Here is an 11,969-nt window from a genome sequence, read left to right as displayed (position 1 = left end):
ACTCTGACGACTTGGGGAGATCCGCAGCTTCACTTTTCAAGGACGGGACCAGTACGACTGTACTGCCCCACCTCACCCACTCTGTCGCGAGAGTGGCGCGCAGCTTCTCAATTCTTTCATCCGAAACATAGGTCGGCGCAAGGGGAGTCTTTCGCGGCGCACCGCATGAAGCAAGCAGAAGCGCTACCACGCCTAAAGTGCTCAAGCGCCACGCAATTGTTCCGAGTTTTGCTTTCATGGACTTCTACTTCTTGTCCAAGCGATAAATCGAATCAAGTTAACGCGCCGCGCGGTTGGACTTGCGATCGTTTTCATTGCATTTCTCCAGCTCCCGGCGCGCGTTGCGCGGGCGTCTCAGGGCGCCAGTGTAGGTACGCGTGACCGGAAATCCATCCCATATTCGTGGGGCTGCGATTTGAGAGGCGGCTCGGCTTGGCCGAAGGCGAATCGAAGTCCCACGCTCTGGAGAGCCTGCTCGCCAAAGCGCCGATCATCACCGTTCCCACGATTACTTCCGAAGGCGATGCCAACGGTGCACCGCATCCTGAGGCGCGCGCATATGTTGGAAAGTTCTCGGGCAGGTACGAGCATCGCGTGGTTAAGAGAGGGATCGGGCACAACCTGCCCCAGGAGGCGCCCCATGCTTTCGCCGCGGCTGTGGCGGAACTCACTCACCTCGGAATTGTTTCCGCGGAGAAGGACCAACTTCGCGCGCGCCAAGGTCCCTCACTGGCGCAAGGTCTTCGAGTTGCGAGGTCCGCGGACGTGTCTTGCCCTGTTCCCAGTGACGCGTCCGAGCGCGCAGAGGTTCGACGCTGCATTCCAGCGCCATGCGGGCTGGTAAGGTTGACGTGGGCCCCGTTGGACTGAGATGGCGCGCGGCTTGAGTGAATGCGGCGCAGTCCGAGGCTTGGTGTCTATTTGAGACTACAGGTCGCACGCGTCGCCAACCGTAGGGTCCGGCAGACCTCACTCCGTGCCGCGCGCTCCAATGATGATTTCTTCCCGTCGAATCTTGTTCCGCAATGCCGCCTGTCTTGCTGTCAGCGCCACAGCCGCCACGTCGTGGTTTGCCCACGCGGGAGCGAAAAACGACCCCAAGGATCGATCCGGCGTATCAGGCCCCGCTGCGCTCGACAGGCTCAATGCAGCCGAGGAAGCACCGGCGCTCGCGCAAGGCTCACGCGGCGCCGCGGTCATGCGAGCGCAGATCCTGCTCGATCGCGCCTGGTTCTCGCCGGGTGAAATCGACGGCGGTTTCGGCGCCAACATGCGCCGCGTGGTGAAGGCCTACCAGCAGGCAAACGGTCTTGAGCAGAGCGGCAAGGTCGATGCCGCGACGTGGACCTCGCTGAAGCGCGACAGTGCGCCATTGTTCGCCATCTATGCAATCACCGAGAAGGACGCGGCGGGTCCCTTTGCGGCGACGCCGCGGGCGATGGCCGAGCGAGCCAAGATGAAGACGTCCGGCTATGAGAACCTGAAGGAAGCCCTTTCCGAGAAGCACCACATGTCTCCCAAGGCCTTGCTCGCCCTGAATGCCGGAGCCAAATTCGAGGCGCGCGAGGAAATCGTGGTTGTCAACATCACGAGCACGGCAGATGCCAGCGTCGTCAAGGCCGCTGCGTCAATCGAGATCGACAAGAGTGATCGCATGCTGTTCGTGCTCGACAGGTCGGGCACGCCGCTCGCCGGCTTTCCTATCAGCATTGGCGGCCCGCTGGACCCGCTGCCCTTGGGCAAGATGAAAATCATCAACGAAGTGAAGGACCCCACCTTCACGTACGATCCGGCGATCCTGAAGAAGGCTCCGGCCGGCGCGGCGAAGGTCGATATCGCAGCAGGTCCCAACAACCCTATCGGCAACGTCTGGATGGGGCTGTCAAAGCCGCACTGGGGCATCCACGGCACTCCGGCGCCAGAACGCGTGGGTACTGCGACAACCAATGGCTGCATCCACCTGACCAACTGGGATGCGGCACGCCTGTCGCTGCTGGCAAAAGCGGGCTTCGCGGTCGACGTGAAGGCCTGAAAAGACTGCCGATGCACGTGTCTCGGACGCAAATGGCGGTGGCTGTGGCTTGCCTCGCCGTGCCAGCCTGGGCGATTGCAGAGGCTTGTGACGACAGTGCCTGGCCAGCGACACTCGCCGCCCGCGCGCTGCAGTTTCCTGTCGATGGCATCCGGCCCGAAACCGTCCGCGACACGTTCCTGGACGGACGCCTCGGCCGCCGCCATGAGGCGCTCGACATCATGGCCCCGCGCGGGACCGCTGTGCGCGCCGTCGAAGACGGCAAGCTGGTCAAACTGTTCGAAAGCAAGCCGGGCGGACTCACCGTCTATCAATTCGACCCGGCAGGCCAACTTGCCTACTACTACGCGCACCTGGATCGTTATGCGGAAGGCCTGCATGAAGGCATGCAGCTTCGGCGTGGCGACCTGATCGGATATGTCGGAACGACTGGCAACGCCGCGCCCGACGCACCACACTTGCATTTCGCGGTATTTGTGCTCGGTCCGGAAAGGCAATGGTGGAAGGGCGAAGCGCTGAACCCGTATTGCGCATGGCACGCCGCGCGATGACCAGGCATCGCGTGGACGCGGTCGCCTGTCCGCCACATGGCCGGAGACCGCCTGTGCGCTTCCGACAAGGACCATCAATCGGCCAAGCAGCGCATCAAGATGAAGCTCAGGCTCGAGCCTACTGTGTAGACCTTCGTCCTGACGTGTGACGCTTCCATTGCGTTCGCACCCCCTATGGCGGAACATCAATTGAGGGCAATTCGTACCGGAAGGGCGAAGGCGATGGCTTTGAGCGCGATGTCCATTCGCTACGCGTGCGGTTTTTCAGCAAGCACGATCTTCAATATGGAGGAGGCTTTTCCCGTGGCCACACCGCACATCTGCAGCCACGGCCTCAAAGCAATCTCGAGAGCGGAGAATCCGGGTGGCGAGGGATCGACATCAGGAACGTGGCGCCGTGACCGTCGTTGGGTTCGGCCCACAGCCGGCCGTTGTGTCGCTCGATGATCGAACGGCTGACCGACAGCCCCACGCCCATGCCGGTGCGCTTGGTGGAATAGAAAGCCTCGAAGGGCTTGTGCAAGTTCTGGCTGCCCAGGCCCACGCCCGAATCCGCCACGCGCACACGCACGCGATCGCCCTCCTCGGCCCCGGTCTCGATAACGAGCTGGCGCGGCCGGTCATGAACTTCGGCCATGGCCTCCGAGGCATTGCGAATCAGGTTGAGCATGACCTGCTGAAGCTGGATGCGTACGCCCGCGATGGACGGCAGCGCTTCATCCAGGCGGAGCTCGAGGATCACCTCGTTGCGTTCGAGGTCGCTGGCCAGCAGCCCCAGCACCTCGCGCGTCGTCTCGTTGAGGTCGAGCGGTTCCAGGGCGAGATCGCCCTGACCGAACAGTGCACGCAATCGCGTGATCACCTCGGCAGCCCGGTTGCCGTCTCGAAGCGTGCGCTTGAGGGTCTCGCGGGCGCCATCGAGATGCGGCGGATCCGCCTCCAGCATCCGCAGCCCCGTGCTGGCGTTGGTGACGATCCCAGCGAGCCGCTGATTGATCTCGTGCGCGATCGACGCAGAGAGTTGCCCGATGCTCGCGATGCGGTTGGCGTCCGACAGGCGCAGTTCAAGCTCGTGATAGCGTCGCTCGCCGTCGCGCACCGCATCCTCGGCCTTCTTGCGGTCCGTCAGGTCCAGCACGAAGGACACTCCCTCGCCGGACGCCGCATCGAAGAGCGCGGCACCGATCAGCACGGGAACCGTGCCGCCATCCTTCCTCACGTACTCGCCCTCGAACGGCGCCACTACGCGCGCGGCCAGGAGCCTCTCCATGATCCGGTCGTCACCTTCGTCCCAGGTCGGAGGCATCAGGTCCTTCCACCGGATCTGTCCCGACGCCAAGTCTTCGCTGGTGTAGCCGATGATCTGTGCGAACGCCCGGTTGGCATCGATGATGCGGCCGTCGAGATTCCACGTGAAGATGCCGATGATGTTCGCGTTGAAGAGGCGCCGCACCCGCGCCTCGCGTTCCTGGAGCTCGAGTTAGAGCCGCGCGTTCTCGAGTGAGATTGCGGCTTCGGAAGCCAGCAGTTCGGTCAGTGCCAGGCGGCTCGCCGTGAAGGCCCCGGCCGTCAGGTTGTTCTCCCAGGTAGAGGACACCCAGCAGGCGGGTCTGCTTGAGCAGCGGTAGGCAGAGAATTGACCGGGCCTGCCGGTTCGCGATGTACGCGTCGGCAGCGTACGGCTGCACGTTCGCCGCGTCCTCGAGCAGCAATCTCTCCCTGGTGCGCAGCACGTATTGCAGGACCGAGCCCGGCAGGTTCGTCGCCCTCAGGCGTTCTTTCCTCGTGTCCACGCTCACGCCGTCGGGTCCGGTGTTGGCCCACGCCTCGATACGGAAATCATCGGCATGGGGCGGCACCAGCACGCCCAGTTCCGCGGATAGGACAACTCGTTCTTCAGCCGACCGAAGAAGCTTTCGCAAGCTGCGTTATCAGGTGAGCATGCCTTGCGGGACATTGAGCGGGTGAAGTTCGCGTCGCTCATTCTTGATAGCCAACCTGGCGAGCGGTAGTGGCCGCTCCGATCGGAGTGAACCACAGGCCGGTCAGTCGTTTGGGCCACTGTCTCGATGGCTGCATCCAGCATCGTGTTGACCAACTCAGCGTCCGGACTGGCACGCACTCCCAGGGGCCAGAGATCCTTGTCAGATGGGCTGCCGCGGGCCACCAATCCGTACGCCTATGTGGTCCCGATCTGAGATATACCATCCACATGGATGGTGATAGGATGGCGCATGCCATCCCAGCCTTTATCAAAGCCTCCTGCCGCCAAAGCGCCGGACTCCGAGAAGATCACGATCAACATGGGCTTCGTCGATCTGGGCCATGTCGACCTGCTCGTGGCGGACGGCTTTTATTCGAATCGCACGGACTTCATCCGTACTGCCATCCGATCGCATCTGGCGTCGCATGCTGACGTGCTGCGCCAAGCGGTGAGCCGAAAGATGCTGGTGCTGGGATTGCAGACCTTTTCGGTCGCCGACCTCGAAGCCGCGCGCGTCGCCGGCGAGAAACTCCAGATTCGGGTACTCGGCTTGGCCGTCATTGAGCCGGATGTCAGTCCCGAGCTCGCCAGTGCAGCCATCGACTCGTTGACAGTGCTCGGTGCACTTCATGCTTCCCCCGCTGTCAAGGCGGCGCTGGCAGGACGCATCCGCTAGTTTCATATCCAACTTTTCGGACCAATCAATGAATCCACTTTTCGCGGGCCTGATGGACAAGGCCGCCCTCCTTACGCGCCAAGGGCGCTTGGGCGAAGCCACCGAGGCCATTCAGCGCGCACTGCGAAGCGAGGCCGAGCCACGGCCGGCAGCGTCCGGCGGATCGAACGCACCCACGGTCGACCCAGAGATCATCGAGGTCGAGGCCCGGGTGATCGACCGGGAGCCACGGGCGCCCTCCCCCGGGTCGGCGGAGGGCACCGAACAATGGGTGAAGGGCACGTTTGCACACCAGGGCCGCAGCATCGACTACATGCTTTTCGTCCCGGCGCCCACCCCAGAGCGGCGGGAGGCGCCGCAGCCGCTGGTCGTGATGCTTCACGGGTGCACCCAGAACGCTGCCGACTTCGCTGCCGGCACGCGCATGAACGAGCACGCACGCGCCTGCGGCGCGACGGTGCTCTATCCCGAACAGACGCAAAGGGCCAATGGCCAGAAATGCTGGAACTGGTTCAAGTCGCAGCATCAGCAACGCGGCCGGGGTGAGCCGGCGCTTCTGGCCGCCCTCACCCAACATGTCACCCAGCAGCAGCACGCTGACCCTTGCAGGATCTACGTGGCAGGCCTGTCTGCGGGGGGCGCGATGGCGGATGTCCTGGGTCATTGCTATCCCGACGTCTACGCTGCGGTGGGCGTGCATTCCGGTCTTCCGCACGGCGCCGCGCATGACGTGGCGTCGGCCTTAAGCGCAATGCAAAGAGGCGCGGCGCCGTCTTTCGGTCATGGGACTGCACCGCGGCCGCCGACCATTGTTTTTCATGGCGATGCAGACAAGACGGTGCATGCCAGCAACGGGCTGGCCGTCTTCGCGGGGGCGACGCCGGTGGAGGTCAAGGAAGGCCAATCCCCGTCGGGGCGGCGCTTCACGCGGACACTCTACGCTGCCCCCAGCGGCTATGGCGATTCCGAGCATTGGCGCCTTCATGGAGCGGGCCACGCATGGTCCGGCGGAAGCCCGCAAGGCAGCTACACCCAGCCCGAAGGTGTCGACGCCAGCCGCGAGATCCTTCGATTCTTCCTTGGGCATCGATTGGACGACAGCCGCCAAGGCGGACAACCCTCCTAACCAATCCTTTGGAAGCGGCGAATGTGTGCACTGCGGCGCTAGCAGGCGGTGCGGTGCCTGTCCGCGGCTTGGCAGTAGTCGAAGAACTCATCGAGTTGGGTCGACTTGTCAAACACCGCATCCGCGCCGGATTCGAGGCAACTCTCGCGCGTCGTGGGAGTGGCATAGTTGGAGAGCACCACAACCCGTTGCTTCGGGCGGCGTCGTGGGTGCACCCAGCGCAAGACGCCGAGGCCGGATCCTTTCTTCAGGAAAAGGTCGACGACCGCGATATCCCACGCATGCTCATGCCGAGCCAGCCACTCGGTTGCTTCCGGTTCCGATTCCGCGACGCCGACCACCTGCGCGAGCCCAAGATCGGCCAGGGCGGGAATCAGATTGTCTCGAATCTGCGGACTGTCCTCGACAAGAAAGATGCACAGTTCCATTCGCTTGCTCCTACACAGCCAAGCTAAACGCATGAAATCGCTCGGTCGTACGCACGGCCAGACGGATCATGTAGGAACCTCCCCACGACCGCGCCATGCTCGAGTCGCGGCCGAGGGCGCCGTGGCCCTGTGGTTCGGAAAAGGTCTTCACGTGCGCACTCAAGCTCGGTGGGCCATCCAGGTGACCCGGGAAGCATTGAGGAGAACCGCCGCCAATGCCGATACGCAGAATTGCCTCGGCAGCAGAATTCAGCGCGTCCACACCTTGGCGCACGGCCAGGTGCGCAGGCGATCCTCGTCGGACCTCGATCGAATCGCTGATGCGGTCGACTTCGACAGGCTGCGAGCGCACCCACCACTTCCGAAGCGCGATGCGCAGACCGGCGTGGGCTCTGCGCAAGCCCGAGCTCAAGCAGCGAAACATGAGTCCTATCTAGTTAAGGTCCGTTATGAGGGGTTAGCACTAGAACTTCTCATGTAGGTCTTCGAGGAGCGCCGCAAGCTCGCAGTCCGAGACAGGCATGTCTCGCATGGAATCAGGCAACCGCGCTGCATCCATCAAGCGCCTAATGGCTCCAACGTAAGGATTCGACATGGTGCATATGGATTGCGTACGCAAGGCCCACTCTTGCACGACAGACCCTCGCAAGGCCGCGCAGGAGTTCCATGCCATGGTGTCGCAGCCGGGCATGTCGCTGGTGATCTTCTTCTGCTCCAGCGAATACCACCTGGATGCGCTTGCCGAGGAGATGAAGCATCTGTTCGGCGAAGTCCTGGTGGTGGGCTGCACCACCGCCGGAGAGATCGGACCCGCCGGCTTCCGGGACCACAGTCTCGCGGGGGCGAGCTTTGCCGGCAGCCACTTCAGGGTGGTAGCAGGCCAGGTCGACCATTTGCAGCAATTCGAGGTGGATGCGGGTCAAGCCTTCGCCCAGTCGCTGCTGCACAAGCTGATGGCGGAAGGCGCGCCTGCGGACGTGGACAACAGCTTCGCATTGCTGTTGATCGATGGGCTGTCGCTGCGCGAAGAGCCCGTGACACGAGCATTCCAGACGGCATTGGGCAGGCTTGCGTTGCTCGGTGGATCGGCGGGTGACGGCATGAAGTTCGACAAGACCCAGGTTTATTGGGATGGCCAGTTCTGCTCCGACTGTGCAGTGCTGGTGTTGGTGGTGTCCCGAATGCCGTTTCGGATTTTCAAGACGCAACACATCGTTGCCACTGAAGACAGGCTGGTGGTGACCGAGGCGGACGCCTCTTGCCGCGTCGTCAAGGAAATCAACGGCCTGCCGGCAAGCCAGGAGTACGCGCGGATGCTCGGCATCGACGCGTCCGACCTGAACCCCGCGCGATTCGCGGCCTGGCCGGTGGTGCTGACGATCGGCGGGACCACCTATGTGCGTTCGATCCAGAAAGCGAACGCCGATGGCAGCCTGACTTTTTTCTGCGCCATCGAAAACGGGCTGGTCCTGCGGGTGGCCAAGGGCGTGGATCTGCTGCAGAACCTGGAGCAGGCGTTTGCCGAGATACGGGCCGAGATCGGTCCGCCACAGCTCGTTCTGGGTTACGACTGCATCCTGCGCAAGCTGGAGATCACGCAGAGCGCCGCGAGGGAGCGCATCGGCGAAGTCCTGCAGGAGAACAACACGGTCGGCTTTCACACCTACGGCGAGCAGTTCCGCGGCGTGCACGTCAATCAGACGCTGGTCGGCATTGCGTTCGGCGCGAACGCTGTGGAGACAAGCCATGTCTGATGCGACGACGCTGCAGCGCTCCAGCTCGCCAGCCCCCTCCTCGAAAGACGAGGCTGCCCGGCTCAACAAGATCATCCGGGCACTGATGGACCGTGCCGAACGCAGCGCGAACGCGCAGGGCTCCGACTTCAATCTCTTCCAGACCACGATCATGCTGGAGGAGCAGGTGCACAGCCGAACCGCGGAACTGGAAGCGGCGCTGCGCGAGAACGAGCAGGTCAACCGGGTGCTGCGCAAGACACAGGCCGACCTGGTGGCGGCGGCACGCTCGGCCGGGATGGCCGAGATCGCCACCAACGTTCTGCACAACGTGGGCAATGTGCTCAACAGCGTCAACGTTTCGGCGGGCCTGATCCTTTCCGGGGTTCGCGCATCCAAGATGGAAGGGCTTGCGCGTGCGGCGCGCCTGATGAACGAGCATGCAGACGACCTGGGCACGTACCTGGCGACCGATGCCAAGGGAAAGATGCTTCCGGGATATCTGATGCAGTTGACGCCGCTGCTGGTGGCGGAGCAGCGCACTGCCGTTGACGAACTCGTGATGCTGGCCAAGAGCGTCGACCACATCAAGGAGATCATCGCCGCCCAGCAGGCCCATGCCGGGGCCTCCCAACTGATCGAGCCGATACGGATCCATGAGCTTGTCGAGGATGCACTGCGCATGAATGCCGCAGGCCCGTCGCGCCATCAGGTGGTGATGGAGAACGAGTTGGCACAGATTCCCGAATTGCCGCTGGACAGGGGGCGGGTCCTGCAAGTGCTGACGAACCTGTTGCGCAACGCCGAACAAGCCATGGAGGGAGCGCCCGACGACAGCGCTCGGCTCATGCTGCATGCAGAGCTCCTCGGAGATCAGACACTGCGCATCCGCGTCTCGGACACGGGAGTGGGCATCGCTCCCGAAAACCTGGCGCGGGTCTTCGTGCATGGTTTCACCACCAAGAAGGACGGCCACGGCTTCGGGCTGCACAGCGCGGCCATCGCGGCGCGGGAGATGGGCGGCACGCTGGCGGCCCGTAGCGACGGACCCGGCATGGGTGCGACGTTCACGCTGGAACTGCCGATCGGCAAGCCGAGAGAAATGTCATGAGCAAGCCGCAGAACCGCCGCATCCTTCTCGCGGACGACACGCCTGCCATTCACGAGGACTTCCGGAAAATTCTCCTGACGGAGGCCGCCGCACCGGAGCTGGACGACATGGAGGCCGCGCTGTTTGGCACCGCCGTCAGGAAGAGCGAGGTGGAGTTCGTCCTGCACAGCGCCTACCAGGGGCAAGAAGCGGTTGCCAAGGTGCGCGAGGCACTGGACGCGGACCAGCCCTACGCCATGGCCTTCATCGACATGCGCATGCCCCCGGGCTGGGACGGCGTGGAGACGATCGAGCAGCTGTGGCTGGTGGACCCGCGCCTGCAGATCGTCATTTGCACCGCTTATGCGGACCAGTCGTGGGTGGAAGTGTTCGAGCGCCTGGACGCGCGCGACCGCCTGCTGGTGCTCAAGAAGCCGTTCGACCCGATCGAGGCGCGCCAGCTCGCCAGCGCGCTCACCATGAAGTGGCAGATGACGGAAGACGCCGCGTTCAAGCTCAACCAGCTCGAGCAGGCTGTCGAAGAGCGCACCCGCGAGCTGTCGGATGCCAACATCATCGTGCAGAACAGCCCGACCATCCTGTATCGGCTGCGCGGCGAGCCGACCTTTCCGCTGATCTACATCTCGCACAACATCACCAAGTTCGGCCACGATCCGGCCAGCCTCATGGCCAACCCGGACTGGGCAGATGTTCTGATCGACCCGGCCGACCGCGCGGGGGTTGCCGATGCAATGGCTCGCGTGCTCGAGAAGGACGCGGAAGGCGCCTCCATCGAATACCGGCTGTGCACAGGCGACGGCACGCGGCGGTGGGTGGAGAACCGCTATGTTCCGGTTCGCGACAAGGAAGGCCGGCTCATCGAGGTCGAGGGCATCGTCATCGACATTACCGAACGCAAGGCGGCGGAAGAGCAGCTGGCGCGGCTCGCGCGCACCGACGGGCTCACCGGCCTTGCAAACCGCGCCACGCTGACCGAACGCCTTCACCAGGCCCATGCGGCTGCACGCAGGGGCTCCATGCCTTTTGCGTTGCACTGCCTTGACCTGGACCACTTCAAACCGGTCAATGACACCTTCGGCCATCCGGCCGGCGACTTGCTGCTGCGCGAGGTGGCCCAGCGCCTGAAGAGCTGCACGCGCGAAACCGACCTGGTGGCCCGCCTGGGCGGCGACGAGTTTGCGGTGCTGCAAAGCGAAATGGGTGAGCCGGCCACCGCGGGCGCACTGGCCGCAAAAATACAGGCGGAGCTTGCGCGCCCCTACATGCTCAACGGCAACGAAGTGCACGTGTCCGCCAGCATCGGTATCTGCCCCTTCATTCAAGGCAGCGAGAGCCCTGACGAAATGCTGGCGCAGGCCGACGCAGCCCTCTACCGGTCGAAGGAAGAGGGACGCAATCAATACCGCTTCCACTCGGAAGAACTCGACCTGGAGGTTCGTGCGCGGGTTGCGCTCGGCGAAGACCTGAAGAAGGCGATTGAGCGCGAAGAGCTGGAGCTCTACTACCAGCCGCAGGTCGAGCTGTCTTCGGGAAAGATCGTGGGAGTGGAAGCGCTGCTGCGCTGGCACCATCCGCAGCAGGGGCTGCTCGACGCCGCGGCCTTCGTGCCGATCGCCGAACGCACGGGCGGCATCGTCCTGCTGGGCCGCTGGGTGTTGGATCAGGCGTGCAGGCAGATGAGCCTGTGGCGCGAACAGGGCGTGGCGCCGCCGCTGGTGGCGATCAACCTGTCGCTCGGACAGCTCAGAAAGGGCGCCGAGCTGGTCCGAGACGTGGTGGACTGCCTTGCGAAGTGGCAACTCGACGCATCCGTTCTGGAGTTCGACGTGACGGAGTCGACGCTGGCCCAGATGACATGGACCCACAACGACGTGCTGCCGCAGTTGCGCGCGCTCGGGGCCCGGATCGCCATCGACGACTTCGGCACCGAATACTCGTCGTTCGAATACCTGCGGACCTACCGCGTCAACCACCTGAAGATTGCGCAGTCGATGCTCAAGAGAGCCATCGACGACCCCGACAGCGCAGCCACGGTGCGCGCCATCATGAACCTGGCGCGGGAGGCGCGGATCGGCATCATCGTCGAGGGCCTGGAGACGGAAGCGCAGCGGGCCTTCCTCGGATCGGCCGGCGCCACGACCCTTGCGCAGGGCTACTACTTCAGCGGCGCCGTGGTCGCCAACGAGGCCGGCGACTTTCTGCGCTCGGGCACCATGGCGCAGAGCGAAAGCAGCAAGGCCGAGAACCTGGAACCTCCGCTTGAAGAGGCTCGCGCATGAAAAAGTCATTCCCGGAGCGTCTTGCGACGTGGCGCTTCGCAGCGCGCAG

The 11,969-nt window shown here is 63.7% G+C and carries 9 protein-coding genes and 4 pseudogenes; 8 read left to right on the top strand and 5 right to left on the bottom strand.

All coding sequences use genetic code 11. The features are described from left to right. Positions 1-420 precede the first annotated feature (420 nt). From QHG62_RS27540 to QHG62_RS27530, 3 genes and pseudogenes are all read left to right on the top strand, one after another. Positions 421-669: pseudogene (locus tag QHG62_RS27540) on the top strand (alpha/beta hydrolase); the annotation flags it as partial. 322 nt (positions 670-991) lie between these two features. After that, positions 992-2,032, top strand: a complete 1,041-nt coding sequence (locus tag QHG62_RS27535) for a L,D-transpeptidase family protein (RefSeq protein ID WP_281148754.1) — start codon at positions 992-994, stop codon at positions 2,030-2,032. 32 nt (positions 2,033-2,064) lie between these two features. Continuing rightward, positions 2,065-2,583, top strand: a complete 519-nt coding sequence (locus QHG62_RS27530) for a M23 family metallopeptidase (protein WP_281148753.1) — start codon at positions 2,065-2,067, stop codon at positions 2,581-2,583. Between the two features lie 334 nt (positions 2,584-2,917). Here QHG62_RS27530 and QHG62_RS27525 read toward each other — a convergent pair whose 3' ends face one another. From QHG62_RS27525 to QHG62_RS27515, 4 genes and pseudogenes are all read right to left on the bottom strand, one after another. After that, on the bottom strand, positions 2,918-3,529 hold the full coding sequence (locus tag QHG62_RS27525) for a sensor histidine kinase (protein WP_281151833.1): 612 nt from the start codon (positions 3,527-3,529) through the stop codon (positions 2,918-2,920). Between the two features lie 165 nt (positions 3,530-3,694). Continuing rightward, positions 3,695-4,042: pseudogene (locus QHG62_RS27520) on the bottom strand (PAS domain-containing protein); the annotation flags it as partial. Between the two features lie 172 nt (positions 4,043-4,214). After that, positions 4,215-4,448: pseudogene (locus QHG62_RS27850) on the bottom strand (hypothetical protein); the annotation flags it as partial. A gap of 2 nt (positions 4,449-4,450) precedes the next feature. After that, positions 4,451-4,699 (bottom strand): annotated as a pseudogene (locus QHG62_RS27515) (IS3 family transposase); the annotation flags it as partial. Positions 4,700-4,817: 118 nt separating this feature from the next. On the opposite strand from QHG62_RS27515, the gene QHG62_RS27510 reads away from it, so the two are divergent. Both QHG62_RS27510 and QHG62_RS27505 read left to right on the top strand, forming a co-directional pair. Next, the gene (locus tag QHG62_RS27510; RefSeq protein WP_281148751.1) at positions 4,818-5,243 is read left to right on the top strand and encodes a CopG family transcriptional regulator; all 426 of its coding nucleotides are present in this window, start codon (positions 4,818-4,820) and stop codon (positions 5,241-5,243) included. Positions 5,244-5,271: 28 nt separating this feature from the next. Further along, positions 5,272-6,369: an extracellular catalytic domain type 1 short-chain-length polyhydroxyalkanoate depolymerase gene (locus QHG62_RS27505; RefSeq protein ID WP_281148750.1), complete on the top strand. Its 1,098-nt coding sequence runs from the start codon at positions 5,272-5,274 to the stop codon at positions 6,367-6,369. 38 nt (positions 6,370-6,407) lie between these two features. On the opposite strand, the gene QHG62_RS27500 is transcribed toward QHG62_RS27505, so the two are convergent. Beyond that, complete coding sequence (locus QHG62_RS27500) at positions 6,408-6,797, bottom strand: response regulator (protein WP_281148749.1); 390 nt, start codon at positions 6,795-6,797, stop codon at positions 6,408-6,410. 593 nt (positions 6,798-7,390) lie between these two features. Here QHG62_RS27500 and nosP point away from each other — a divergent pair. From nosP to QHG62_RS27485, 3 genes are read left to right on the top strand one after another with little or no spacing between them, the layout of a single operon-like run. Further along, positions 7,391-8,551, top strand: a complete 1,161-nt coding sequence (gene nosP / locus QHG62_RS27495) for a nitric oxide-sensing protein NosP (RefSeq protein WP_432445564.1) — start codon at positions 7,391-7,393, stop codon at positions 8,549-8,551. Continuing rightward, positions 8,544-9,641, top strand: a complete 1,098-nt coding sequence (locus QHG62_RS27490) for a sensor histidine kinase (RefSeq protein ID WP_281148747.1) — start codon at positions 8,544-8,546, stop codon at positions 9,639-9,641. Before nosP ends, QHG62_RS27490 begins: the two co-directional genes overlap by 8 nt. After that, positions 9,638-11,920 (top strand): putative bifunctional diguanylate cyclase/phosphodiesterase, encoded by a 2,283-nt coding sequence (locus QHG62_RS27485; RefSeq protein WP_281148746.1) that lies wholly within the window; start codon positions 9,638-9,640, stop codon positions 11,918-11,920. Before QHG62_RS27490 ends, QHG62_RS27485 begins: the two co-directional genes overlap by 4 nt. The last annotated feature ends 49 nt before the right edge of the window (positions 11,921-11,969 follow it).

Source organism: Variovorax paradoxus (genome assembly GCF_029919115.1).
GTDB lineage: Bacteria > Pseudomonadota > Gammaproteobacteria > Burkholderiales > Burkholderiaceae_C > Variovorax > Variovorax paradoxus_O.
This window is presented reverse-complemented; position numbering and strand designations above follow the sequence as displayed.

Coding starts and splice junctions, on each gene's coding strand:
- QHG62_RS27485 (WP_281148746.1), top strand. CDS start 9,638: ATGAGCAAGCCGCAGAACCGCCGCATCCTTCTCGCGGACGACACGCCT.
- QHG62_RS27525 (WP_281151833.1), bottom strand. CDS start 3,529: ATGCTGGAGGCGGATCCGCCGCATCTCGATGGCGCCCGCGAGACCCTC.
- QHG62_RS27535 (WP_281148754.1), top strand. CDS start 992: ATGATGATTTCTTCCCGTCGAATCTTGTTCCGCAATGCCGCCTGTCTT.
- QHG62_RS27530 (WP_281148753.1), top strand. CDS start 2,065: ATGGCGGTGGCTGTGGCTTGCCTCGCCGTGCCAGCCTGGGCGATTGCA.
- nosP (WP_432445564.1), top strand. CDS start 7,391: ATGGTGCATATGGATTGCGTACGCAAGGCCCACTCTTGCACGACAGAC.
- QHG62_RS27505 (WP_281148750.1), top strand. CDS start 5,272: ATGAATCCACTTTTCGCGGGCCTGATGGACAAGGCCGCCCTCCTTACG.
- QHG62_RS27490 (WP_281148747.1), top strand. CDS start 8,544: ATGTCTGATGCGACGACGCTGCAGCGCTCCAGCTCGCCAGCCCCCTCC.
- QHG62_RS27510 (WP_281148751.1), top strand. CDS start 4,818: ATGCCATCCCAGCCTTTATCAAAGCCTCCTGCCGCCAAAGCGCCGGAC.
- QHG62_RS27500 (WP_281148749.1), bottom strand. CDS start 6,797: ATGGAACTGTGCATCTTTCTTGTCGAGGACAGTCCGCAGATTCGAGAC.